The following is a 21878-nucleotide window of genomic DNA, read 5'->3' on the forward strand; positions in this document are numbered from 1 at the left end:
CATTAACTTTATCATCTAGAAATATTTCATAGGTAAAAGAAATATGACATTTAATGACAAAATATCCTAATTTTTAACATTTGTAACATAACTCTGGACAAAAAAGTACGACTAAAGTCCTAGAACCCTTATCTCATAAGAAAGAAACCGTTTTTTAACATTTTCTTATAAAGTTTAGAAAATCTTATATTTTGTAATATTTCTAGTATTTTTTTTTAACTTTTTTGATTTTTTTATTTAATTTATCCTTTTTTTTAGTAATTATGTGTCAAAACGACAAAAAATTGAGTAATTATTACAACCTTTACTAAAAAATTTTAGGATAAATTTTTTAATATTTTTGAAATTTCTGGTATTTCTAGATTTTTTGCTAAAAAAACCGATAGTATTCTATTTTTTGAACTGCTTCAATTACAAACAAGTCGAACATTCAGTGGATTATACTACTCTAAGTATTGAAATTTTCTAATACAGATTCTTTTTATTATTTAGTTATGATCCATTATTTTACTTTAATCAATAAAAAGACTAGAACAAACTAACTGTCCTAGTCTCTTTGTCGTACTACGCTTGTTTTAACATAATACTCTATTTTTTTCTTATTATAGAAGTGAAAGGAATCTTGTACATAAAATTTTCTCTTATTCGCTCGGAGCTGACCGCTTCTTTCATGTCCTCTTTTTTCGCTTTGTTTTCTTGGCTAACATTTCTTGCGCTTCTATAATTTCTGTAATCACTTCTTGGTCTTCTTCGCGTTGTTTCATTTGCTCTAAAGTTTCCAACCATTTTTCTGGTTCTTTTCTACCTAAACGCCCAATCGACCAAGCAGCGGTTGCTCGAATAACCGGTCGAACATCACTTAAACAGCTTTCGATCTCAGGTAAAGCCGAAGTATCCCCAAGGTTTGCTAAAGCAATCAAAGCGTTTCTTTGCAATGGTTTTTTCCCTCGCCATGAACCAGCTAAATGCCCAAACTGTTGTTTAAACTCTTTATTTGATAAAGAAAGCATTGGTTTTAATTTCGGATAGACTTCTTCTACTTTTGGTTCCATTTCTTCATGGAAATGGAAATCTTTCCCTTGATTATAAGGACAGACTAACTGACAGATATCGCACCCGTAAATGACATTTCGCATTTTTTTCCGATACTCATTTGGCATTAGCCCTTTGGTTTGGGTCTGATAAGATAAACATCTTTGTGCATTCATCCTGCCATCGCCTAACAAAGCTTTTGTCGGACAAGCTGTCACACAACGAGTACAATCACCACAGCCAAAAACACCTGGTTCATCAGGTTCAAATACGATATTGGTGACGATTTCTCCAAGATACACGAATGAACCGTATTCTTCTGTGATCAGCAACCCATTTCGACCAATAAATCCTAGTCCTGCTCTTTGTGCAACAGCCACATCTACTAATTCTCCAGTATCCACTTGTGGGGCAAACCGCCAAGCTTCTTCTTGTTGCCAGACACTTGCTCTGCTTTGGATAAAAGTAATCAATTGATTGAGACGGTCACGTAAAATATCATGGTAATCGATTCCCCAAGATGCCCGCGCAAATTGTCCTCTTTTTTCATCTTTTGGGACCTCTTCATGGATCTTGGTTGGATAAGCTAAAGCAATAGCGATAATCGATTGTGGGCGATCAAAAGTTTTTTCTAAATATAAACGTTCTTCAATCACTGGATGTTCAAATCCCGAAGTATGTCCAGCGGCTTTTTGTTCTTCTAAAGACTCTTTTAAATAATCAAAGGGTTCTGCCGTCGTAAATCCGATTTTATCAATACCTAAACGTTTGCTTTCTTCAATGATTTCTTCTTTTAAGGTTTTTGTCATCTTTTCCACCTATTCAAATAATTGCTAGCGACTATAAATTCCGTAATAAAGCCGATCTCTTTTTAGCTGGACAAATTGGATCTGTTGATCTGCGATCTTTCGTTCTTCCATCCATCTTTTTCTAGTAGCAAAGATTTCCCAATAGTTGAGAGACAACCATTTTCTTTGGTTATCTAGCGCTTGAAAAAAGTTGAGCGATACTGGCTTAGTATGCAACAATTCATGCAATCGAACCTGTTCTACTGCGGAAAAAGTGGATAAATCTCTGGAATATAATGTTTCTTCGTAGAGATTCTTTTGCTGCGAGTAGGTAAATGTTTGTGGAATATCTCCTGGGCGGGCAATCAAAACCAAACGATTATAGAATGTATTCATTAGTTTACTATTTGCAATAAACGAACTTTTATAATAAGCCGATTGAATTTTTTCAATGACCCCTTCTGTCCCCATTGTGGAAAATAATGCTGGCCATGCCTTGATATTGATTTCATTATTTTGTTTCACTAATACTCCTGGAATAAATCCAACAGAAGAAATCGAGACAAAATAACCAATTCCAGTCTGTTCATCTAATGGCTGAAATTCATCAAAAAGCCATTTCCCCGGATAACGTTCTTCTACATCCGATTCACTTGGACTTGCTATGAATAATTTAGCCATTTCTGTTTCAAGAAATTGAAGGTCTTGATCTTTATCAGAGCTATCCTGTTGTTCGATCACTTTAAGGATTTCTTCTTTGATTAGTTGTTTATCTTTACGCGTAAAATTCATAGCTTTACCTTCCTTTCTTATCTTTAACTATAACGGAAAACAACAAAAAAAGGTATCCGAAACTAACAAAAAGCAGACGTTTTTTTTATTTTTTTACTTGCAAAATAAGTGAGCCTTCGCTTGATTTCCTGTCCACATAAATCAGGGTAAATGAATCCTCCTGCTTCTTGTTTTTTTAATCTTGATTTTTAGCATAAATAAGCCGAAGAAATCAAAATCTAATGAACTGATTTTGATTTCTTCGGCTGGCTATTTAGCACGCATTCTTTTCTAGTTTTTTTGAATGAAAGTTATTTTGTACCATTTATTTTTCTTGAGTCAACCCATCATGGATCGTTCGGATATTCCAGTCCATCATCTTATAATAAGAATCTCCTGGTTTGCCTTCCTTATCGATAGAGTCTGTATATAATCGATCATAGATAGCTACTCCCGTTTCTTTCGCTACACGTTCCATGCTTCTAGGATCAACACTTGTTTCGACAAACAAAGCGGGTACTGCAGAGTCTCTTACTTGATTGATGATTCGTTTCATTTGTTCAGGAGTTCCTTGACTTTCTGTATTGATTTCCCAGATATAACTTGCTGGGATTCCATAAGCTTTGGAAAAATATTTGAAAGCTCCTTCACTCGTTACTAATAATCTTTTATCTTCAGGAATTGTTTGAAAGTTTGTTTTAGCTTTTTCATCCAATTCGCTCAACTTTTCAATATATTTTTTTGCGTTTTCTTCATAGACTGCTTTATTTTCAGCATCTTTTTCTGAAAAAATACGGGTAATTTCTTCCACATACTTCATCCCATTCGATAAATCTAACCAGGCATGAGGGTCAGCTTTACTCTTGGAAGTCCCACCTGATAAATAAATGGGTGTTACTTTTTTACTCACTGCAAAATAATCTTTCTCTTCTTTTTTATGTGTGGTTTCCATTAAATTTGTAAACCAGCCATTACCAGTTTCTAGATTTAGCCCATTATATAAAATCACATCGGCATCACTCGCTTTTTTGATGTCTTCTGGTAACACTTCATATTCATGAGGATCTGTTCCTACAGGCACGATACTATGAACAGCTACATGTTCCTTTCCTACTTCTTTTGCCATATCCGCTAAGATAGAGTTGGTTGCTACAACATTCAATGTTTCTTTAGTCGTTTCTTTATTAGCTTCCTGCTTTTCTTGACTGCCACAGCCCACTAACAAAAAGAAACTTGCGAACATTACCCAAAAAATCCGATAGTTATTGGTTTTCATCTCATTACTCCTTTTTTCAAATGATTTGTTTTACATGATCATTCTTTTTACTCGCTTTTTATGACCCGTTTATGAGCAAAAAAGATTCCCTTAGAAGGTGAAAAGCAAAATGCCAACAGAAAGAATAGCGCGCAAGCTAAAACGATGGTTGCACCGGAAGGCCAGTTATAGCTATAACTAAAAAATACCCCTAAGATTGCACTTAATACACCAACTGTTGATGAAATAGCAATCATTTTCACTAAACTATTCGTTAATAGATAAGCTGTAGCAGCTGGTGTGATCAACATCGCAATCACCAAGATCGTCCCTACTGTCTGTAAACTAACCACTGCGACTAACGTCAGGAAAAACATGAGCAAATAGTGGATCAAGGTAATATTTAGCCCATAAGCTTTAGCCATCATCGGATCAAAAGAAGTAATTTTGAGTTCTTTATAGAAAATGAACACAAACAATAACACAATACCGCTAACGATCGCCGTCATCTGCAGGTCGCTTTCTCTCACCGCTAACACATTTCCAAATAATATATGGTAAAGATCCGTAGCACTTTGGGCAAAAGAAATCAAAATGACTCCTAATGCAAAGAATGAACTAAAGACGATACCGATTGCTGTATCATTTTTTAATCGACTTCGTTGGGTGACAAAACCAATGAGCCCTGCCGTCAGCATGCCGAAGACCGTTGCACCTAAAATATAACTAAAGCCAAACATGTAGGAAATTGCTACTCCTGGTAAGACCGCATGTGAAATAGCATCTCCCATCAACGACATCCCTCGTAAGATGATAAAAGATCCGATCACCCCGGAAGCCAAACCAACGAGCATTGATGTGAACAATGCATATTGTAAAAACTGGTAGTTCATCATTCCTTCAATAAACGATTGGATCATTTTTCTTTTGCTCCTTTCACTAATTGCCCGATCACTTCACCATAAGCAATCTTCAGATTTTCTGAAGTAAATGTAGTTGCAACAGGTCCGGCAGCGATCAATTGCTGATTCAATAAAATCACTTCATCAAAATATTCTGTTACTTTGTGCAAGTCGTGATGAACAATGATGATCGTTTTACCTGCTGCTTTTAATTCTTTCAATATTGAAAAAATTTTTTTCTCACTTACGGCATCAATCCCTACAAATGGCTCATCAAGAAAAATCCATTCTGCTTGTTGCGCCAATGCGCGGGCAATAAAAACACGTTGTAACTGTCCACCCGACAATTCGCTTATTTGTCGCTTCCCATACGAAGCCATACCGACTTTTTCTAATGCTTGCTGTGCTCGTTCTTTTTCTTTTTTTCCCGGACGTTGTCCCAACCTTAATGATGGATAAGTCCCCAATAAGACCACACCTAACACATCAATTGGAAAAGAGAGATCCAATTCATTTCGTTGTTCAACATAAGCGATTTTTTTACGTGCTTCTTTTAGCAATGAACCGCCAAAAGAAATTTCTCCAGATACTTTGGGAATCAAAGCCAGTATAGCTTTCATAAAAGTTGATTTCCCCGCACCATTTGGACCGATGATCCCAGTGATTTTTTTGGGTTGGATCATTACATCAACTTCGTTTAGCGCTAACTTCCCTTGATAAGCAACGGTTAATTGCTGGATATTAATGATCGCTTCTGACACATTCTCCACTCCTTTTTAGGTTTACCTAACTTTTTATTTAACTATAGTTTAACTAAAGACGAAAGCATTTTCAAGTATCCCGCATGATTTTTTTTACAAGAAAGGCTCGCAATTTGTGAGAACTTTCTGTAAAATCACATCAAGAGTTTTAAAAGCAAATTGTCTTTATTGACCATTTATTTGTTATTAATGTCTATCATTTATTCGTATTTGCTTGTTTTACTCAAAAATGAAAGGAGTTTTAGTATGGAAGAAGAAAAATTAACTCGAAGCCTTAGTGCCCGTCACATTCAGATGATTGCACTAGGAGGAACGATCGGCGTAGGATTGTTTATGGGTGCTTCCTCAACCATTCGTTGGACAGGTCCCTCAGTAATGGTTGCCTATGCTGTCGCAGGTCTCTTTCTTTATTTGATCATGCGAGCACTTGGCGAAATGCTCTATATCGATCCTTCAACGGGTTCTTTTGCGAATTATGCTAGTAATTATCTTCATCCTGTCGCTGGTTATTTAACTGCTTGGAGTAACATCTTTCAGTTTATTGTTGTCGGGATCAGTGAAGTCATTGCAGTCGGTGAATATATGAATTATTGGTGGCCTCATCTGCCAACAATCATTCCTGGGATTGTCGTCATCCTCTTTTTGATGCTTGCCAACTTAGCTTCTGTTAAAGCTTTTGGTGAACTAGAATTTTGGTTTTCAATGATTAAAGTCGGCACGATCGTTTTGATGATTCTGGTAGGGCTAGGTGTCATCTTATTTGGCTTAGGAAATCAAGGCCAAGCAGTCGGGATCTCTAATCTTTGGAAAAACGGCGGTTTCTTTACCGGCGGAGTAAAAGGTTTCTTTTTTGCGCTATCCATTGTTGTTGCATCTTATCAAGGAATCGAGCTGATCGGAATGGCCGCTGGAGAAGCTGCAAATCCGAAAAAAACGATCGTTGAAGCTGTTCAATCAACTATTGGACGAATCTTGATTTTTTACATTGGTGCTATTTTTATTATCGTAAGTATCTATCCATGGAATCAATTAGGCACAATAGGTTCCCCATTTGTTCAAACATTTTCTAAAATCGGGATCACATTTGCTGCCGGATTGATCAATTTCGTCGTCTTGACGGCTGCCTTATCTGGGTGTAATTCGGGTATTTTCAGTGCCAGTCGAATGATCTACACCTTAGCAATCAATGGAAAAATGTCGAGGAAATTTTTAAAACTAACCCGTCATGGCGTACCTTTTTATCCAGTCGTAGCGATTTCTAGCGGGATATTGATTGGCCTAGTTTTAAATTACCTGTTACCTTTGTTTGTGAATCATGCAGAAAATATTTTCGTTTTTGTCTATAGTTCCAGTATTTTACCAGGGATGGTTCCTTGGGTAGTTATCTTACTTAGTGAGATCCAATTTAAAAAACAACACCCAGAAGAAATGAGAGATCATCCATTTAAAATGCCATTATCACCTTATACCAATTATCTTACTTTATTATTTTTAGCCATTGTCTTGATTTTTATGTTTATCAATCAAGAAACAAGAATTCCATTGATTATTGGTCTCGTGTTTTTGTGCTACATGACGATTCATTATTTTCTACGTGAACGAAGACTGAAAAGTCGCTAATCTTCATCAAAAAAGCAGGGCTCCCCATCAAATGGGTCCCTGCTTTTTTTACTCTTTTTTAGTTAAATGCACAAATAGCGTTTTTTATTGTTTGAAACAAATAGAAATTTTTCTATACTAAATCTAAAGTTCCTTGGAATTTAAATTCCATTTGTGGTGGTGGTCCCCAATTTGCTACTCTTTTGTCTCCTGTCCAATAAACATACCCTTGATACTTTCGACCACTTACATATTCAACATACCAATATTTACTTTGTGCAGGTTTCCCACTCCAAGTCGATCCTACTTTCATCCAAACTTGGGCTGAAAAGATTGGACTAACTCTCACTAAATGATTAGATTTAGTAATTTCTAAAATATTATCATTGTTCTCAACTACATATACATCTGTTGCAATTTCACTTTCCGTTTCATCTAGGTATATAAATAAATGATCCGTCGTTGTATTTTATTCTGCTGCAACTGGAAGAGCTAATCCAACTAAACAAAATATAAAAATAAGTGGAATTCCTAATCCAAAACTCTTCATCCTAATTGCCTCCCATTTTTAATAATCATTTTTTAATCTCATGATTAGAAGATAACTAATTGAATAAAATACAATAAAAAGTAGACCTGAAAGAAATATATCATTAAAAAATGATAAAAAATTCAGTGTTCCATCAATCAATGCCTTTATTGTGCCGACAATTATATAGCCTATAAAAGCTGATAATATATTTAAAACTTCATGCTGATTTTTCTTCATACATAAACACTTCCTAAAAAATAATATCTACTCAGATATCATTGTAAATAATAGTATTGATATACAAATCCTCTTACTACAAAAACTCTACCATGTTTAAAATTACCACCAGTTATAACACCTGATATCCCACCTATGGCGGAACCCCAACCAGCGCCTAGGAGTAAACTGCCTAGAGCTCCTATAATTGCTCCAATACCGGCTTTACTTATATTATTCAACCAAGTTTTACTAGTATATATATCAACATTCTCCTTTCTAGCTTGTCCATGCCACACAATCTTAGTGACACCATTACTTCTTGGTGTGAGCTGCTTTTTAGAAAGAAAAGAAGAATCCAATCCTTTCATTTCAAGAAACGCTTTTAAATTATTGTCTGTTATCGTTACGATTGTGCTGTCCTCTTCTACTTGAACATCGAAATAATCCGAATTTTCTTTATAAAACTCGATTGGATCCGACCTATTATCTACTATTCCACTTGCATAAACATTAGTTCCAAAAGTAACTAGTGGAGTTAATCCCAACAACAAACTAGCTATGCAACAAATAAAATTACTTTTTTTAAACACGACTATCATCTTCTTGTTATTTTTACAAAATCATTTTATAACGAAAACGCTTTCTAATCAAGCGTTTTTTCCGTTTTTTCATTAATTTTCCTATATGTTCAACTTCGTGGAAATTTAAGCGAAGCAATTAGATAAATGATTTTCAACATACTTAAAATAAGCAAGACAAATGATTGATATACGCATTGATAGAAGTTCATTGTAATAGCTAACCACTTAGTCGTTTTTTTGAAAGCTAAGAGGCGCTAGACGGACTTTTTTCAATGTTTACGACTTTCTAAAATTAAGAAAATTTCTCATCGAATAATGCTCCCAATGATTTCTGTGTCAATGGCTTACTCCAAACTACGATATACGTAAACAAACCATTTCAATTCAAAAAAATAAGCTAGTGTCCAATCAATTAATTGGTCGCTAGCTTATTTTTGCTGATCAAGGCATCTTGTCAGTGGCTTAATTCAATTTCAATACTTCTCCAGGACTGAAGAAATAGCTGTCCATCGTCATCCCATTCAATGATAAAAGCTTATCAACTGGTATCCCTGTACGTTCCGCAATCTGGTTGGGACCTTCTCCTTGTTGAACGACAGTAGTAGCAGCTTGTTCATTTGAAGTAGCGCTTGCTGTCTGTCCTTCGGTTCCTTGGGTAGCTTGGGTAGCTTGACTGGAAGATTGTGTCGTTGAGTCAGTCGTCTGAGAAACACTAGTTTCCGTTTCACTAGTTGTTTGACTGCTTGACGTTTCTGCTTGTACCGAAGCACTTGTTCGGAGATAGATATCAGAAATTTTAGCTACTTGTTCCGTATAATCGGCTGAAAGTTGGTTGATCCAATTTGCAAGATCTACGCCTTCTTTGGTTGGTGCTGCTTGATACGTAGCTTGTAATTTGCTGATCCCTTCATCGGAAATAGCTTGTAGCGCTCGAGCCTTTTGATTAGCAATCGCAGACAACCCCATCACACCGTTTTGATTGTTCTGAATCTCAGCTTGGTATTCTTCGATCAAACGAGGCGTTTGTTCTTCCAATTTCTTTGTATAATCTGTCATAATCGTTTGTAACTGATCCGTCAGTGTGCCTGTTTTCGATTCTTGAGTCGAACTTGCAGTTTCTTTATTTTTTGGTTTCGTTGTGGAAGAGGCTTTTTTTGTGGTTGTTTCGCTTGTTTTTGCGACCGAACTTTCTGCACTCGAACTATTCTTCCCATGGAAATAAAGAGCTGTAACAGCACCTATAAGGACCAAGCAAACGGCAACAGCCGAACCAATTTTGATCAATCGGCGTTGCGTTTCTTTTTTCTGTTGTTGTCTACGAGCCATTCGGACATTGACTCTTTGCTCGTTTTCTTCGTTCATTTCTTTCACCACCCATTAGTATATAAAATAGCGTTCTCAATCCTACTTTAATCCCATTGTAGCAAATAATCATCATTCTGAACATTTTAAACTGTGTTATTTATAAACAAAACTCACCATTTTTGATGATTCCAGGATTCTCCATCGATTTCTCCTTGTAATTGGACTTTTCGTTCTGAAATTTCCAGTAAAAGTTTTTTTGTTTCATGCAACACAGCTTTTGTTTCATAATCTACCGATGTACTTAATTCTTCCAATTGTCGTACAAACCATTCTTCCGCCATTTTATTGCTCCTTTAATTCTTGTAAGATAAATGTGAGGTCTTCAATCTCTTCTTTTTCATTCTCTAAATAGTCGATTAAGAATGCTTGCTTAGTCTGATCTAGTTGTTGTAAAGAATGATTGCTGCTTAGTCGCTCAATAAACCAGTTTATTCGCTGGATCAAGGTCGGTTTGCCTACTAATGTCAGGTATTGTTGATACGCCACTAAACGCTCCCAACGCATTTCTTCTGTTTGATACATGAATTGCGCCATCACAAATGGAGGTAAAAAAGTCATTTCAAACTTGTGGGCAATCCGCTGATACGGTCTTAAAAATTCAGAAATGGTATATTCTTCTTTCCCGCCTGCTTGATATTCTTTTTCAGAAACGCCAGTTGTTACGACAATCCCTAATTCTTTGCCTTTAAGAAATTCGTCAGCATGTTCCAATACAGTGTCCTCCCATAGTTTTAAATGAGCTGGCGCACTATACCAATACAAAGGGAATTGGAAGATGATCCGGTCATGTGTTTTTAATAATTCAAGTTCTGTATCACGATCAATCGTCCAATCTGGGTAATGTTTTTCCAAATGATGCCAAGTAACCGTTAAATTTTCAGTTGCTTCTTTGAAAAACTGTTGGTTCAATGATGTCTCAATCGTAGGATGACTAACGATAATCAAAGTTCTCATTTCTTGACTCCTCTTCATTCTTGCTATTTCCTAGTTTAGCACAGAACACAAAATGTCATTAGTCTCCTGCCTTATGGTTAGGTAGACCAGGAAACAATCTCTTGTTCTTCTAATTCTTTCTTCAAAGCACCTAATGAAAGGTTTTTGGACGCTTCATTTTTCATCCGTTTCCGATAATTTGTTGCTGTTTCTCCAGTTGTCTTTTTGAACATTCGGCTAAATACAACTAAACTATTAAAACCAACTTGATAAGCGATACTCTCTACTGAATCATCAGTCAACGATAATAAAAATGCTGCTCGGTTGATTCGCACGCCAATCAAATATTCTTTGATACTCGTTCCTAATTGATTTTTAAAGACTCTTGATAGATGACTCCGGTTGACTGACAGTTGTCGAGCAATTTCCTCTACTGTTAAATTTTCTGGATAGTGTTCTTCAATATACTTCACTGTCTCGATTGCTAGTGGCGAAGAAACCTTTTGATTTCCCAAACCGATTTTCCCACCATCTTTTAGTAATACAGATAAAAAGCGATAAGTCAAAGCCGTCAATTCTAATTCATCTGCTAAACCGTCTTGTGAATAATGAAGACAGTCCAAAATAATATCTATATATGCCGAAATACCTGCAGAAACCATTGTATACTGATCTTCTTTGAATAAGGAACGTTCAATGATCTCTTTCGCTAATGGCCCACCAAAAGACAACCAACAGTAGACCCAAGGCTCTTCACCATCTGCTAAATAAAAAGTAGAATCCCCTGGCCGGATCAAAAACAGATCCCCTTTTTGCAATTGATATTGCTGTTCTTTCACATGGTAAGTCCCTTTACCTTCCATCACGACATGTAACACATAATCTTGTCTGATTGCTGGACCGAAAGAATGATATGGCAAAGTTTTTGAAAATCCACAAAAGTCAAAATAACACCCTTTAGCTAATTCTTGACGTTCTTTTTTTAAAAATATTGCTTGCTCCATCGCTCTCACTCCTTTGTTTTTACTTTACTCTTCTTGTTCTACAACGTGCAACAAAAAGTTAAATATTAGTCACAAAAATATATTCATCAGGAAGCGTTTTCTTGATAAAGTCAATAGTAGAAAAAGAACTTTATTTATTTATTGTAACCGGTTAACTTTTTATTGTATATTTAACAAAGAAGGGATTAGATACTATGAAGAACAAAATGATACAACGGGTTTCTTATGCTTTAGGCGCATTCGGTCATGATACTTTTTATGTTACTCTCAGCACTTATTTTATGGTTTTTGTAACAAGCGAGATGTTTGCAGGTACAGATAAAGCAACTACTGCTCGAATGATCGCTACGGTGACCAGTTTAGTCGTTGGTATTCGTTTAATTGAAATCGTTTTCGATCCATTGATTGGCGGGATTATTGATAATACTCGAACAAAATATGGAAAATTTAAACCATGGCTGGTCATTGGTGGTTTAGTTAGTTCATTCCTTTTGATTTTTCTTTTTACTAATTTCTTTGGCCTTGCTACTCACAATACAACTTTGTTTATCATCCTTTTTACCATTGTTTTTGTATTATTAGATAGTTTTTATTCATTTAAAGATATTGCTTTTTGGTCAATGATTCCAGCTTTAAGTACTGAAACCAAAGAAAGAGAAAAATTCGCGACTTTTGCTCGATTCGGTTCTTCCTTAGGAGCCAACGGGACTACTTTAGTCGTCGTACCAATCGTCACATTTTTCACTTATTTAGTTACTGCTCATCATGTTGAAGGCGCTTCAGGTTGGTTCTGGTTCGGTGTGATTACCGCTGTGATCTCTGGAGGAACTGCAATTATTACAGCTTTAGGAACAAAAGAAGTCGACACGGCGATTCGTCAACAAAATGAAAAAGCAAGTATCAAAGATGTCTTTAAAGCAATTGCCCAAAATGACCAATTAATGTGGTTAGCACTTTCTTACATTGCTTATGCTATTGCCAATGTAGCAACAACTGCCGTTTTATTCTACTTTTTCAAATATGTCTTAGGTCAACCAACTCAATTCTGGATTGTCGGTTTAGTAGCAGCTTTACTTGGACTAGTCGCTGTGCCTTTATTCCCTGCTTTGACACGATTGATTTCTAGACGCTATGTCTATATCGGCGGTATTGCGATGATGATCAGTTCTTACTTCTTCTTCTCTATCGCAGGCACCAGCTTACCGATCGTGATCGTTGGACTTGTTTTATTTTACTTCCCACAACAGTTGATCTTTTTATCTGCCTTGATGACGATCACTGATTCTGTAGAATATGGACAATGGAAAAATGGGATTCGTAACGAAGCTGTGACTTTATCGATTCGCCCACTGCTCGATAAAATTGCAGGTGCTTTATCTAATGGAATCGTTGGGTTTGTCGCAATCGCAGCTGGTATGACTGGAAATGCTTCTGCTGCTGATATTACCAATCATGGAATCATGACTTTTAAAGCGTATGCATTTTATGTTCCTGCAGCATTGATGTTCTTTTCTGCCATCATTTTTGCTTGGAAGATCACTTTGACAGAGAAAAAACATGCGCAAATCGTCAAAGAACTAGAAAATAAATTAGCTTCACATGAAGAACTCGCATCTGAATTAGAAGATGACTTTATCATTCCACAACATTAAGAAAGGAATTATATTATGACGATTACAGAAAAAGACTTTGGTCAGGGGTACCATTTGATCACATTATCCAATACTCACGGACTTAAATTAGCCGTCACTGACTTAGGTGCACGGATCGTTCAGCTAACTGCTAATGATCGGGAATTAATTTTAGGGTTTGACTCCGCACAAGAATATTTGACAAAAGATGCTTATATCGGAGCAACGATCGGACGAACAGCAGGTAGGATTGAAAAAGGCCAATTTTCTTTGAATGATCAAACCTATCAATTGAGTGTCGATCCTCAGACAGGGCATTCACTTCATGGAGGTACACCAGGATTTGAACAGAAAAAATGGACGTATCAACTAAGTGAAACAGACAAAGAAAGCTCAGTCACATTTACTACTACCAGTCCCGACGGAGAACATGGTTTTCCTGGAAATCTATCCGTAGAAGTTTGTTATACTTTGACAGAAGACAACATTTGGCGTGTTAGAACGCAAGCAATCAGTGATCAGGATACGCTTTTCAATCCGACCAACCACGTGTATTTCAATTTAAGTGGCGATGTAGAGGAATCAATTGATCAACATACACTTTGGCTAGACAGTGAGTCTTTCGCTCCATTACGACCTGATAGTATACCAACTGGCGAAAAAGCGAGTGTTGCTCAAACACCTTTTGATTTTCAAACACCTCAAAAATTAGCCACCGTCTTTACTAGTCAATTTGAACAAAAACAACTTGTTGATGGGATCGATCATCCTTTCTTTTTAAATAACCCAGGTATGAATCATGTATCGGCTTATTTATTAAGTCCCGATGAACAAATCAAAGTAAGCATCATGACCGATTCACCTAGTGTTGTGATCTTCACTGCTAACTTTGGGCAAGATACCCCAGAAATGCATGGAAAGAAACTAGCCAACCACGGTGGTATCACGTTTGAGACTCAAATCGCTCCCGGAGCAGAACAGTATCCAGCTTTTGGAAATATTCATTTAGCAGCACACACACCATTTGAAACAACTACAGAATTTAAAATCGACACAAGAGAGGATATCTAACTATGGAAATCAAACGCAGTTTAAATACAAAATTCGCAGAAATCTTTGGACCTAAAAAAACCACACAATATTTTTCTCCAGGCAGAATCAACTTGATTGGTGAACATACAGATTATAATGGTGGTCATGTTTTCCCTGCCTCCATCACTTATGGCACACAAGGAGTTGCCGCACCTCGTGAGGATAATAAAGTATTGGTCTACTCAACAAACTTTGAAGACGACGGTGTCATCAGCTTTACTTTAGACCAACTTGATTACGACAAACAAGCAGGATGGGCAAACTATGTCAAAGGTATGATCGTTAAACTAAACGAAGCAGGCTACCCAATTGGACATGGTTTTGAACTCTTAGTTGAAGGGACGATCCCGAACGGTGCAGGACTTTCAAGTAGCGCTTCCTTAGAATTGTTAGTCGGTGTTGCCTTAGAAGACTTATTCCATTTATCCATTGATCGACTTGAATTAGTTCAAATTGGTAAAAAAGTAGAAAATGAATTTATCGGTGTCAACTCGGGGATCATGGACCAATTTGCGATTGGCTTTGGCGAATTAGACAAAGCTATTCTACTTGATACAAATACGTTAAAATATGAAATGGTTCCAGTAAAATTAGATGGCTATGCAGTAGTAATCATGAATACAAATAAACGTCGTGAATTAGCTGATTCTAAATATAATGAACGACGTAGTGAATGTGAAGAAGCACTAAAACGTCTCCAACAAAAATTAGCTATTCAAGCATTAGGTGATTTAGACGAAGAAACATTTGAAGCAAACATTGATTTGATTGGTGATGACACATTGATTCGTCGTGCTCGTCATGCAGTTACTGAAAACCAACGAACATTAGAAGCTAAAGCTGAACTGGTACAAGGAAACTTGGCTGCTTTTGGTCAATTATTAAATGCTTCACACGATTCGTTGAGACATGATTATGAAGTAACTGGTATCGAGCTTGATACATTAGTCGATGCAGCTCAAAAACAAGAAGGTGTCCTAGGCGCCCGTATGACAGGAGCTGGCTTCGGTGGCTGTGCGATCGCATTAGTCAAAGAAGAAAATATCCCTAACTTTAAAAACAAGGTCTATGATGAATACTTAGACGTCGTTGGCTACGCCCCAGAATTTTATGTGGCACACATCGGCAATGGTACTACAAAGATTATGGAAGAAAGTGTTTCAGCTTAATCCAATGAAAGAAATGTAAGGTAGTTCAACGTTACGTTTCAAAAGAATAAAGCAAAATTATGATCGTCACTTTTCAAAAAAAACAAATAATCATGAAATGCTACCTGAAAATAAGTGTCAAAATAAAGACTGACCGCCAAAAGTTCATTTAAACAACTTTTGGCGGTCGGTCTTTTTGCAGCTAATTTTCTCACCATATCCATTTCAATAAAACATCTACTATTATTGAAATAAATACGCATGATCCGTTTGATCTTCGATTCGTTTTTGCCATTCAGGATCATGTTTTGGTACAGTGGCTATTTCTTTAAATTTGTATGGTCCTAATTCAAAAAACTGTTGAAGGATCTGACTCACTTGCTCAAATAAAGCTGGACGCTCCATCCTATTTTTGACGGTCAGTTGCTGATCAGCTGTACAAAAAGTCACATTTCCTAATTCTTCAGAAACATTGATCGTCTTGCCCGCTCTACTCAACTGGCGAACTTCTCCTAACATTTCATAGATGTCCTCACCTTCATATCCTTCTAGTAGTGCTAGACTGTCAACTAACGAACTCACAGTCAAATCAGCAATGATTGCTGTTTTCGTTCCTAATTGCAACGAATAGATCGCAGCATCTACGATACCACAGGCATTACAACCACCTTCTGTTAACTCACTTTTTCTAGTGATTTGTACTTCCATCATTTCTGGCTCACCTTCTTCCTATTATAGCTCTGTTTTTTATTCTTCGCGTTCTTTGCTCTTCTTTTCTTCATTTCCAAGCGAGCAGCTTCTCGCAGACAACGTACATGACAATTGACATAAGTTAACACTACTTCATCTGACTCTTGTTCAAATCCCCAAAAAGACATATTCATCCTTCCATTTCTTTTTTGAATGTGTATGGTACAAAAATATTGTGCAACTTCTCTGACAATAAGAAAAATTTTGGCTTATTTCATAGAGTTGACACTTGAATACCATCTATGTATTTTTAGAAGTATTGATAGGCATCTCCAACATCTATCAGACAAATTATTTTCTATAGCATAAGAAAAAATAAAATTTACGTCAATATGAACAAGCAACTATAAAAAAATAAAATGCTCTTATTTATTTTAATTATGAGGTAAATAACTAAAACCCACAGAAATCCACATAGGACTTTTGTGGGTTTCAGCTATTTAGATCAGATAAAAGAAACAGAAGCTATCTGTTGATAATCAACGCATTCTTGTCTCGAACACTTATGACAATTTTTCAACTAGTTCCTCTAATTCATTTAATCGTTGTTCAAACTTAGTCATAGCTGATTCGATATAATCAGCTTTTGTCATGTCGACGCCTGCTTTTTTCATGACTTCAACTGGGTAATCACTATTTCCTGATTTCAAATAAGTAAGGTATTTTTCTAGAGCATCTGGCTCTTGACCCCAAATTTTCTGCGCCAAAGCAGAGGCAGCTGAAAAGCCTGTTGCATATTGATAAACATAATAATTATAGTAGAAATGTGGGATACGAGACCATTCATATTTGATTTCCGGATCTTTTTCTACCGCTGATCCATAATATTTGGCATTCAATTCCCCATAACTGTCGCTTAGATATTCACTAGTCAAAGGTACACCTTTGGCATCTTCTTCATGCATGAAATGCTCAAATTCTGCAAATTGTGTTTGTCTGAAAATCGTTCCTTTGAATCCATCAAGATAATGATTCAAGACATATGCACGAACACGTGGATCTTGTTCAGTTTCAAGCAAGTATTCTGTCAAAATATTTTCATTAGTTGTTGAAGCAATCTCTGCTAAGAAAATAGAATAATCACCGTAAACAAACGGTTGATTTGAACGAGTAAAGTAACTATGCACACTATGTCCCATTTCATGTACGAGCGTAAATAATTGATCCAACGTATCATGCCAGTTCATTAAAATATAAGGATTGGTATCATAGCTTCCTGAAGAATAAGCACCACTTCGTTTCCCTTTATTTTCGACCACATCGATCCAACGGTCAGCAAAAGCTTTTTCTACCACTGACAGATATTCTTCCCCCATTGGTGCCAAAGCTTCCAAAGCTTTCTGTTTCGCTTCTTCGTAAGTGAACTTGATAGGAGCTTCTCCTAATACTGGTGTATATAGATCATACATATGCAGTTTTTCTACATTTAAAAGACGTTTGCGTAATTCCATATAGCGATGCAATAGCGGAAGATTTTTATTGACTACTTCAATCAATGTATCATAAACACTTTCTGGGATATGATTATTGCTCAAAGAAGCTTCTCTAGCAGAATGATAATGGCGAATTTTTGCTTTGTAATTGTGCCCTTTGATATGGGTACTCAATGTTGAAGCAAACGTATTTTTAAATTGATCATAGACACGATAAAGCCCTTTGAATGCAGCTTCTCTAACTGTACGATCTGTGCTTTCCATCAATTGACCATAGACACCATGAGAAAGCTGGATTTTTTTCCCATCTTCTCCCACGATCGTAGGAAACTCTAGATCGGCATTGTTTAAAACAGCAAAAGTATCACTGGAAGCGCCAAAAATTTCTCCTGCTCCAGCTAGTAATGATTCTTGTTCTGCAGATAATATATGCGCACGATTATCCACCATTTGTTTTACGTAATGACGATACAGTTCTAACTTCGGCTCTTGCTCAAAATACTGCCAAATCTGCTCATCCGAAAGTTGAAGGACTTCTGGTTCATACCAAGAGACTGCTTCACTTACTTTAGAAAATAAACTTCCTGCTCTCGCATATAACGCTTGATAAGTCGTATTTGCTGTATCTTGGTCATTTTTTAAATGAGCATAGACATAAATGAGTTCCACTTTTCGGTAAACATCTAAAACAAATTCAAGCGCATTCAGAAATTCTGTCGCACCCTTTGCTAATGTTCCTTTATATTGATCGGAATTTTTTAATTCTTCTGTTAATTCTTGGTATTTTTCATCAAATTCTTGATCGCTAGAAAAGATTTTGGTGAGATCCCAAGTTAGTTCTTCAGGCAATTCTTCTCGTTTTGGTAATTGGGTCGTTTCACTCATTTAATACACTCCTTTATTGTTTTCACTCTTTTTTTCTAATTCATATTGAAAATAGAAAAATGAATAAGCCTACTAAAATCAGCTACTCTTAATTAGTGTATCATAATTTATTTCTGTTTGACATCAAGAATATCTCCTCACACTCCTGGTAAAGTAATCGGAAAATCTTTTTCTTATCAGCCATTGGATAAAGCCAAGTTGTTTTATTTGGTTCAATTTTTTGGAGCCAATTGAGATACTTCCATCGTTGGCTTCTGCCTGCTTGTTCACTGATGATTTCTTCAAATAAAAGACGATAAAAGAAAACTTTTTCTTGAAAATAAAAAAAAATCGACTTTCTGCGTACATCCACGGAGATAAATAAAGTAAATGTTTTTTTCTAAGATAGAATTGTTTTTGTAAATGAACGTATTTAGACTGACGATAGTATAACTTTTTTTGTAACCATTTTTGACAGCCAACATTAGTAAAAACTTTTTGCCGATTTTGATTCTCCCACTGTTTTTCTAATAGACTTACAGGAGATTCACTAAAGAAAGGCCAGCTGATTGTTTCATAGGTTACTGTTCCAGAAAATAATTCTGCCAAATGATAAAACAAATATAATCTTTTTTCCAGCCAATCGATTTTCCATAAATGAGTACCCATGGTGTCATTGTACATACAAAAGTACTTTTCTCTCATTTTTAAACGATCATTTTTGAAAAAAGCAGAACCTAAGATCCACCAAACACGATAGTTTTTGCTTAGATATCCTTTTGTTCGTTCTTTCATCCGTTCATAAGCGAGTACTGAACACTGAATTTCTATGGCTAGATCCCCGCAAAGGATATCTGGTCTTTGTCGAAGGGCTGGTAAATAGGCTTCTAAGACAGGCGGATGAGTAACAAATTGTCTACATCACTCAAAAAAATATTTTTTGAGTTGGAGATGCTCTGTTGTTTCTTTCTCACTAAAACCAAAACAATCCTGTAAATTTTTGTGAGCAAAATGTGCTGTTTTTTGCTGCCCAGTTTTTAATATCACTGGTTCCTTACAAGCTGGGCAGAAAAGACTTTGCCGTTTCGTACATGTTGTAGCCAGAAATCTTTTTCCATGTTTATCGATTGCAACCATCATAAATTAGCTGCCCCCCTTCTAAAAGAAAATACGTCAAAAAAAAGAACCTGATCATTTTCATTGATCAGATTCTTCAAATTGTTTCTTTGATTATTTGCTGCTTAAGCAAAATAAAATTTGGTACGTTCCAAAGCATTTCGTTCCATAAGTAATTGCGCATATTCGTTCAATGTTTCAATGGTCCGATCGCTTCTTTCTGCAAACTCTAAAATTCGAGCTACTTCATTAGCGACATCTGTTTGGTTTAAATCTTCCATCCAAAAATGTACGGCTAAATAGTAGATACCATCTAGTAAATACAAATCTGTCCAGGCTGATTCCAACTCGACATCATTGGCTAGTTGAATCATTTGTTCAAAGTCTTCAAAAGCAAAAATCGCTTGGTGTTCTGTTTCATCGGAAATGCGTTCAGTCGTTTCTTCTTCATTATTTAAGATTTGTTGCTGGATAAATTCAGTTACATCATCAGAATCTAAAGAGTCTTCGTCTTCTTGGAACATTTCTTCATTCGGTAAGTTTTTACTAATAAAAAGTTCTAAACCGTCTCCTTTAGGAAGCACTTGAAATGTAACAGCTTCGCTACTGCGGAACTCATCTTCAATATCAACTTCTTCTAAAATACTGTAGAAAAAATTTTCGATCTCTCTATGGTTACCAAGCAAGTCTAAAAATGAGACGCCTCGCTCTTCTAAATCTTCATGACCGATCATTACTCGGATCGTATTTTCATTAATATGTTCCATTTCCATCTGGCTACACCTCACTTTGCCACAACTATCAATATAACTTCATTGTAGCGAAATAAGCTTAAATGTAAAGAAAAAAAATTACCATTTAAAATCAAAATAAGTTTTTAATTTAACCTTGACATCATTTTTTTCACTTAGCTAAACGTAAAAAAGAGCTTAGGACAAAAAGCCACTCCTAATGCGAGAACGAATAAACGGCATTCAAAAAGTAATCCTTAACAATAAATCGAATTTTTGATACCAAGTATTTTGGTCTTCTCAAATCTTGCTATCAGCTAAAGAATAAAATTCATTTACATGTTACATCTAGTTATATGTACTTTCTATTCCGGTAAAAAAAAACTTAGAAAAACTACAAAAATAGTTTTTCTAAGTTAACGTTTATTTTCTATAATCCAGCCATTAATTGTGCTTGACGCAATTCCAATTGACGTACATCACGTGGTAAGAAACGACGGATTTCATCTTCATTGAAACCAACTTGTAGGCGTTTGTCATCGATCATAATCGGACGACGCAACAATCCAGGGTTATTTTGAACGAGTTCTAACAGTTCTTGCAATGGTAAATCATCAAGATCCATGTTTAGTTTTTGGAAAACTTTTGAACGTGTTGAAATAATTTCTTCTGTGCCATCTTCAGTCATTTGTAAGATTGCCTTTAATTCTGAACTATTTAATGGTTCAGAAAAGATATTTCGTTCAACAAATGGAATTTGATGTTCTTGTAACCACGCACGGGCCTTTCTACAGGAAGTACAACTTGGGGAAGTATATAGTGTTAACAACGTGCACCACTCCTTTTCATGACTAATGTCACTTTTTTGTAACAGAAGATCATTATAATCTTCCATCTGTTTCTATTATACATAATCAACTTTTAAATAGCTAGCTTTTTTCATAATATTTTATCAAAAAAATGAAAGTTATCTAAGATTTATATTCCGTAAAACCAACGCTTTACGTTTAGTTAGCAATTAAAAAATGAGAGTTTTCAAATTTAATTCAAATATAACCTGCCATTGAAACAGGCTTTAAAGTTGTACTATTATTTTATTACTCGTCCCACAAAAAAACGGTTTCTTTGAAAAAATTATGTTTTTTATTTCTGTCTGCTTTACTTTGTTTGCTATTACAACAGTCCTTTTAATTGAACCTAACCCTTATTTTGTCCGCTAATTAAGCACCCTTTTATATTACAATGGTTATAAAATGAAAATCACTACAAAACGCCTTATCGTCATCATTAAGTGTTATTTTATATTTTGATCATTTTCGTTTTTCTGTATTAAAAAAAACATTCTTTATCGAGTAAAATAGGATTATTCTA

At 35.8% G+C, this 21878-nt stretch carries 20 protein-coding genes and 1 pseudogene; 4 read left to right on the forward strand and 17 right to left on the reverse strand.

Annotated features, from left to right (window positions below; all coding sequences use genetic code 11):
• Nucleotides 1–668 precede the first annotated feature (668 nt).
• The 5 genes from queG to AB3H93_RS08575 form a co-directional block, all read right to left on the reverse strand.
• Nucleotides 669–1841, reverse strand: a complete 1173-nt coding sequence (gene queG, locus AB3H93_RS08555; RefSeq protein ID WP_010720848.1) for a tRNA epoxyqueuosine(34) reductase QueG — start codon at nucleotides 1839–1841, stop codon at nucleotides 669–671.
• 24 nt (nucleotides 1842–1865) lie between these two features.
• Nucleotides 1866–2612, reverse strand: coding sequence for a hypothetical protein (locus tag AB3H93_RS08560; RefSeq protein WP_010720849.1), 747 nt, complete (start codon nucleotides 2610–2612; stop codon nucleotides 1866–1868).
• A gap of 304 nt (nucleotides 2613–2916) precedes the next feature.
• On the reverse strand, nucleotides 2917–3867 hold the full coding sequence (locus AB3H93_RS08565) for a metal ABC transporter substrate-binding protein (protein WP_063627531.1): 951 nt from the start codon (nucleotides 3865–3867) through the stop codon (nucleotides 2917–2919).
• A gap of 47 nt (nucleotides 3868–3914) precedes the next feature.
• Complete coding sequence (locus tag AB3H93_RS08570; protein ID WP_010720851.1) at nucleotides 3915–4766, reverse strand: metal ABC transporter permease; 852 nt, start codon at nucleotides 4764–4766, stop codon at nucleotides 3915–3917.
• Nucleotides 4763–5509: a metal ABC transporter ATP-binding protein gene (locus AB3H93_RS08575; protein WP_010737112.1), complete on the reverse strand. Its 747-nt coding sequence runs from the start codon at nucleotides 5507–5509 to the stop codon at nucleotides 4763–4765. Before AB3H93_RS08575 ends, AB3H93_RS08570 begins: the two co-directional genes overlap by 4 nt.
• Nucleotides 5510–5755: 246 nt before the next feature.
• Here AB3H93_RS08575 and AB3H93_RS08580 point away from each other — a divergent pair, with 246 nt between their 5' ends.
• A complete protein-coding gene (locus tag AB3H93_RS08580; RefSeq protein ID WP_096709960.1) occupies nucleotides 5756–7129 on the forward strand; it encodes an amino acid permease in 1374 nt (457 codons plus the stop codon).
• A 112-nt stretch (nucleotides 7130–7241) separates the two neighbouring features.
• On the opposite strand, the gene AB3H93_RS08585 is transcribed toward AB3H93_RS08580, so the two are convergent.
• From AB3H93_RS08585 to AB3H93_RS08615, 7 genes are all read right to left on the reverse strand, one after another.
• Complete coding sequence (locus AB3H93_RS08585) at nucleotides 7242–7421, reverse strand: hypothetical protein (protein WP_368020440.1); 180 nt, start codon at nucleotides 7419–7421, stop codon at nucleotides 7242–7244.
• Between the two features lie 255 nt (nucleotides 7422–7676).
• Nucleotides 7677–7877 (reverse strand): hypothetical protein, encoded by a 201-nt coding sequence (locus AB3H93_RS08590; RefSeq protein WP_368020441.1) that lies wholly within the window; start codon nucleotides 7875–7877, stop codon nucleotides 7677–7679.
• A 38-nt stretch (nucleotides 7878–7915) separates the two neighbouring features.
• Nucleotides 7916–8449, reverse strand: a complete 534-nt coding sequence (locus AB3H93_RS08595; protein ID WP_368020442.1) for a hypothetical protein — start codon at nucleotides 8447–8449, stop codon at nucleotides 7916–7918.
• A 453-nt stretch (nucleotides 8450–8902) separates the two neighbouring features.
• Entirely contained in the window at nucleotides 8903–9802 is a 900-nt protein-coding gene (locus AB3H93_RS08600; protein WP_081128444.1) for a LysM domain-containing protein, read from the reverse strand.
• A 113-nt stretch (nucleotides 9803–9915) separates the two neighbouring features.
• The gene (locus tag AB3H93_RS08605) at nucleotides 9916–10086 is read right to left on the reverse strand and encodes a hypothetical protein (RefSeq protein ID WP_010720855.1); all 171 of its coding nucleotides are present in this window, start codon (nucleotides 10084–10086) and stop codon (nucleotides 9916–9918) included.
• Nucleotide 10087: 1 nt separating this feature from the next.
• Nucleotides 10088–10759, reverse strand: a complete 672-nt coding sequence (locus tag AB3H93_RS08610; protein WP_096708739.1) for an NAD(P)H-dependent oxidoreductase — start codon at nucleotides 10757–10759, stop codon at nucleotides 10088–10090.
• A gap of 77 nt (nucleotides 10760–10836) precedes the next feature.
• Nucleotides 10837–11742, reverse strand: coding sequence for an AraC family transcriptional regulator (locus AB3H93_RS08615; RefSeq protein WP_034699918.1), 906 nt, complete (start codon nucleotides 11740–11742; stop codon nucleotides 10837–10839).
• Between the two features lie 194 nt (nucleotides 11743–11936).
• On the opposite strand from AB3H93_RS08615, the gene AB3H93_RS08620 reads away from it, so the two are divergent.
• Genes AB3H93_RS08620 through AB3H93_RS08630 form a run of 3 tightly spaced genes read left to right on the forward strand, consistent with a single transcriptional unit; the run spans nucleotide 11937 to nucleotide 15634 of the window.
• The gene (locus AB3H93_RS08620; RefSeq protein ID WP_034699920.1) at nucleotides 11937–13394 is read left to right on the forward strand and encodes a glycoside-pentoside-hexuronide (GPH):cation symporter; all 1458 of its coding nucleotides are present in this window, start codon (nucleotides 11937–11939) and stop codon (nucleotides 13392–13394) included.
• A 15-nt stretch (nucleotides 13395–13409) separates the two neighbouring features.
• On the forward strand, nucleotides 13410–14444 hold the full coding sequence (locus AB3H93_RS08625; protein WP_096708738.1) for an aldose epimerase family protein: 1035 nt from the start codon (nucleotides 13410–13412) through the stop codon (nucleotides 14442–14444).
• Nucleotides 14445–14446: 2 nt separating this feature from the next.
• A complete protein-coding gene (locus AB3H93_RS08630) occupies nucleotides 14447–15634 on the forward strand; it encodes a galactokinase (RefSeq protein ID WP_096708737.1) in 1188 nt (395 codons plus the stop codon).
• A 222-nt stretch (nucleotides 15635–15856) separates the two neighbouring features.
• Here the strand turns inward: AB3H93_RS08630 and AB3H93_RS08635 are convergent, their stop codons facing one another.
• From AB3H93_RS08635 to spxA, 5 genes and pseudogenes are all read right to left on the reverse strand, one after another.
• Nucleotides 15857–16324: a DUF4809 family protein gene (locus AB3H93_RS08635; RefSeq protein WP_034867740.1), complete on the reverse strand. Its 468-nt coding sequence runs from the start codon at nucleotides 16322–16324 to the stop codon at nucleotides 15857–15859.
• 542 nt (nucleotides 16325–16866) lie between these two features.
• Nucleotides 16867–18681, reverse strand: a complete 1815-nt coding sequence (gene pepF, locus AB3H93_RS08640; RefSeq protein WP_034699929.1) for an oligoendopeptidase F — start codon at nucleotides 18679–18681, stop codon at nucleotides 16867–16869.
• A gap of 123 nt (nucleotides 18682–18804) precedes the next feature.
• Nucleotides 18805–19800, reverse strand: a pseudogene (locus tag AB3H93_RS08645) (competence protein CoiA).
• Nucleotides 19801–19901: 101 nt separating this feature from the next.
• Entirely contained in the window at nucleotides 19902–20549 is a 648-nt protein-coding gene (locus AB3H93_RS08650; RefSeq protein WP_368020443.1) for an adaptor protein MecA, read from the reverse strand.
• Nucleotides 20550–20937: 388 nt separating this feature from the next.
• Nucleotides 20938–21336 (reverse strand): transcriptional regulator SpxA, encoded by a 399-nt coding sequence (gene spxA, locus AB3H93_RS08655; protein ID WP_002296384.1) that lies wholly within the window; start codon nucleotides 21334–21336, stop codon nucleotides 20938–20940.
• Nucleotides 21337–21878 lie beyond the last annotated feature (542 nt).

This window comes from Enterococcus sp. C74, from assembly GCF_040887125.1.
Classification (GTDB): Bacteria; Bacillota; Bacilli; order Lactobacillales; family Enterococcaceae; genus Enterococcus_B; species Enterococcus_B hirae.